Raw genomic sequence first — 2877 nt, forward strand, 5'->3', positions numbered from 1 at the left:
GGCTCGAGCTGGCTGCACGGCCGGCTGGGGGAGCAGCGCCTTACGGCGGCCCGGACCTTCACGGTCGGTCTCGGCCTGGTGCTCGTCAGCCTCGTCGCCGCCTTCGCCGTCGCCGCGTTCGGGTTGCCGTGGTGGCTGCTCGTCGTCGGCTGGTTCGTCGGCGGGGCGGGCATGGGCGCGATCTACCCGCGGACCTCGATGCTCACGCTGCGCTTCTCCGGCGAGGGCGACGACGGCTTCGCGAGCAGTGCCCTGACGATCGCCGACGCCGCCGGGAGCGTGATCGGGCTCGCGCTGACCGGGCTGCTCTTCGTCGGCACGGGCGGGGCGGACACGGAGGTGGCCTTCCCGCTGGTGTTCGGCGGCATGATCGCCGTCGCGCTCCTCGCGTGGGCCGCGGTCCGACGACTCGGTCCGGTCCCACCCCCGTCCGCGCCGCAGCCGTCCCCCGTCGCGGGCGGGTAGCGTGACGGCCGTGTCCTCCCGCATCGTCGCCGCCGCGGCCGTCGCGCTCGCGGCCGCCCTCGCCCTGACCGGGTGCCAGGGCACGACCTCCGCTGCCCCGACCCCGGTGCAGAGCAGCGACCTCACGAGCTCCGACGGCGGGTTCGACCAGCACGCGATCGTCGGGGTCGTCCTGCTGCACAGCGCGGACACACCGGGCCGCACCTCGGGCGGCGTCCCGCTCGCGACGAGGTTCCACGACGACCTGACGGCAGCGGGCTTCCGTCCGGACGTCCGCGTCGCCGGTGCCTCGGACGCGGCCGCCGACCAACGCCGTGCGCTGCGGGTGCTCGTGCAGCGCGGCGCGAAGGCGATCCTGGTCGAGGCGGCCGACCCGGCGTCGCTGTCCGGCGCGGTCCAGGTGGCGCACGATGCCGGTGTGGTGGTCGTCGCCCTCGGGGACCCCCTCCCGGCCTCGGGCACAGGCGGCGACGGCGTCTCCGCGGACTACCGCGTCCAGGGCTCGGACTCGGACGCGGCCACGGTCGCGCGCGCGACGGCCGTCGTGGAGTCCCTGCAGCGTGGGGAGAAGCCGGCCGGGGCGCTCGAACGTGGTGGACAGCCGGGGAACGGATGACCCCGGCGGCGCAAGTGGGGTCGCGCGTCTCGCGGCGAGTCCCCAGCGAGCGCCCCGTCCGCCCCGGAACGACGGCGTTCGTTCGCTGAGCAGACCGACAGTCCGCACCCCCGCACGGGTGACATCGTTCGTCGGTGGAACCACCGACTGTCCGGTCGTTCCACAAGCTCACTACAGTCGGCTCACCCCAGTTCCCCGGTGAGAGGACCCGAAGTGCAACGACGCCCACCGACCCCTGGTCGGACCGAACCCCGCAGGACCGGCACCCGCACGACCCGCACCGCCCTGGTCGCCCTGACGACCGTTGCGTGCACGATCGGCGCCGTGGCGCTCGCCGCCGGCCCGGCCGACGCGGCCACCCGTCGGACCCTGCCCGACTCCGTCCCCACGTGGGCGACGAGCACGAACGACACCGGCACCGTCGACGCGAGCACCGACGTCGAGGGCGAGGTGTACCTCCCGCTGCAGGACCAGCACGGTGCCGAGGCGCTCGCGACGGCGGTGTCGACCCCCGGCAACGCCCGGTACCGCAAGCCCCTGAGCCCGAAGGCCTGGATCGCGGAGTACGCACCGACCAAGGCCGACGCCGATGCGGTCACGGGGTACCTCCGCGCCCAGGGCCTCACGATCACGGCCGTCCCGGCCAGCCACGAGTTCGTGGTGTTCCGCGGTCCGGCGTCCGTGGTCGGCTCGGTGCTCGGCACCACGCTGCACAGCTACCGGCACGCCGGCCACACCCTCGTCGCACCCGCGAGCGCGCCGTCGCTGCCGTCGTCGATCGCCGGGCTCGTCAGCGGTGTCAGCGTCGACCAGGGCCGGCTGCTCACGCACCCGGAGCTCGTCCAGCAGGGCGAGACTCCGGCGACCTCGACGCCGGCGCACACCCTGCGGCAGCAGGCCACCGGCCCGACCGGCATCCAGGCGCAGTGCTCGGCGTACGACGGGCAGCGCACCGCCACCGTCCCGGCCGCGTACGGGAAGACGACCGTCGACACCTTCGCCTGCGGCTACGTCCCGAAGCAGATCCGCTCCGCCTACGGCGTCGACACCCTGCACGCCCACGGGATCCGCGGTGAGGGACAGACGGTCGCGATCATCGACGCGTACGCCTCCCCGACGATCGTCAGCGACACGAACACCTACTCCGCGCAGAACGGCGAGCCCGGCCTGACCAGTGCGACGTTCGCCCAGCGCGTCCCGTCGCCGTCGCAGTACACCGACCAGGCGCTGTGCCAGCAGCCGAGCGGGTGGCAGGGCGAGGAGACGCTCGACGTCCAGTCCGTGCACGCGGTCGCGCCCGCGGCGAAGATCCTGTACGTCGGTGGCACGAACTGCGGTGGCGGACTCGACGTCGCGATGTCGAAGGTCCTCGACAAGGGCCTCGCGCACCTGGTGAGCAACAGCTACGGCGACGTCGGCGAGAACGTGCCGCTGTCGAGCATCCGCGGCCAGGAGAACCTGCACATCCAGGCCGCCGGCGAGGGCATCGGCCTGTACTTCTCGAGCGGTGACAACGGCGACGAGTCGGCCGCGCTGGGCAGCGCCCAGCCGGACTTCCCGGCGTCGAGCCCGTGGGTGACCGCGGTCGGCGGCACGAGCCTCGGCATCGGCGCGAACGGCCGCAAGACGTTCGAGACCGGGTGGGGCGACGTGCTCGACCAGATCGTGTCCAGCGACCGCGGCGACGTCTACGCCGCACCGCTCCCCGGCAACCTCGTCGGCGGCGGTGCCGGCGGTGGGCAGAGCACGCTCTTCGACCAGCCCGCCTACCAGAGGGTGTCGTGCCTTCGTCGCTC

Annotated in this window: 3 protein-coding genes; all 3 read left to right on the forward strand. The window is 73.9% G+C overall.

The annotated features are described in order from the left end of the window. Positions 1-465, forward strand: a 465-nt coding sequence (locus tag I59_RS09835; protein WP_031273546.1) for an MFS transporter, incomplete at its 5' end; no start/stop codon positions are given. 10 nt (positions 466-475) lie between these two features. After that, positions 476-1081, forward strand: coding sequence for a substrate-binding domain-containing protein (locus tag I59_RS19670; protein ID WP_222835002.1), 606 nt, complete (start codon positions 476-478; stop codon positions 1079-1081). A gap of 324 nt (positions 1082-1405) precedes the next feature. Further along, a partial coding sequence (locus I59_RS19675; RefSeq protein WP_049976563.1) for a protease pro-enzyme activation domain-containing protein occupies positions 1406-2877 on the forward strand: 1472 nt, incomplete at its 3' end.

Origin of the sequence: Curtobacterium sp. B8 (assembly GCF_000333315.1) — a bacterium.
GTDB classification, from domain to species: Bacteria; Actinomycetota; Actinomycetes; order Actinomycetales; family Microbacteriaceae; genus Curtobacterium; species Curtobacterium luteum.